The organism is Treponema sp. R80B11-R83G3 (assembly GCF_054786115.1).
The window spans coordinates 1-1,161 of the sequence record NZ_BDHF01000242.1 but is presented as its reverse complement, the minus strand read 5'-3'; the positions used below and the strand labels follow the sequence as shown (position 1 = coordinate 1,161).

At 28.9% G+C, this 1,161-nt stretch carries 2 protein-coding genes; both read right to left on the bottom strand.

What is annotated here, in order from left to right; translation table 11 throughout:
- Nucleotides 1-189: 189 nt before the first annotated feature.
- The gene (locus ACYVRH_RS13015; protein ID WP_461257326.1) at nt 190-441 is read right to left on the bottom strand and encodes a hypothetical protein; all 252 of its coding nucleotides are present in this window, start codon (nt 439-441) and stop codon (nt 190-192) included.
- Nucleotides 442-464: 23 nt separating this feature from the next.
- Nucleotides 465-1,025, bottom strand: a complete 561-nt coding sequence (locus ACYVRH_RS13010) for a hypothetical protein (protein WP_461257325.1) — start codon at nt 1,023-1,025, stop codon at nt 465-467.
- Nucleotides 1,026-1,161: the final 136 nt, after the last annotated feature.

The window sequence follows — 1,161 nt, the reverse complement described above, 5'->3', positions numbered from 1 at the left end:
AGATGCCCTGTTGATAATAATCTTTGCATCAGCAATTTGTCTTCTTTGTTTATTTGCGGCTGTATTTTCCTCATGCCTCAATTATATCATTCTTTTATATCGTTGTCTGTATTTTACAGCACACTAGCCCCGAAGGGGCGTACTTTTACCGACCTGTTAAGCGACGTTGGGGCGTACATTATAATAATATTATTCATAAAAAACATAATCACCATCTTCAGTTATTTCACTTGGTAAATTTATTATTTTATAATCAGTCTTAAAATTAAAATTTTTATCAGTGTCAACAATTAATTGATAAAGATTATAATTTTTTGGAGGGGGATTATATTTACGGAAAACATATTCTATTGCTTCATCTTCATTTTCTGCACAAAATTCAAGAATTTGTTCTCCTGTATGTTTTTCCATATCTACTTCTACAAGTATATATTTTTCCATTTCCCTTCTCCTTTAAATTTATTTCAATTACTTAAATCATTATACCATTTTTCAATCTTTAGTGCAGCATATAATTCATCATCATATAATTCACGATTTCCATTTGATTTTATTGCAATTTCCATTCTATAAAGCCAGGAAGAATAAGTATCATATACTTTACCCCTAATAGCATTTCCTAATACTGTCCGCCTTCCAAATGTAAATATTTTATCAAATTCAGAATATTCAGTATTTGAAAAAGCAATTGAATACCGTCCAGCAGAACCTATATATTCAACAATATATAAATTATTTCGTTTGATTATACGGGCTGTAGAATTATAATTTTGTTTTTCTTTTTCATTGAAAACCTCTGATGTTATTTTGTAATATTTATATGAATTAAAGTATTCTGTTAAATTATAACAAAAATATTCTGTTATTTCTTCTTTTTTCAAAGAAGTTTGATTTGTAGTAATTTCATTAATAATTATACCGTTAAAATTTGAAGAAGATGAAGATGATGAGGACGTTTCTAAAGAAACACAATTTTCCAAAAAAGTTAATACAATTACAGTTTTGAACAACCTATTTTTAACCATTTTCTCCTCCATAAAATTACAATAAAATTTAGCCCCAATGTTGCTTAACGTCTGGCGGTATATGACGTTTTTTTGCGCCCGATAAGGAAAACCGCGAAGCGGTTTTTCGGGCGCAAAAAAATGTGGCGTAGAAAAA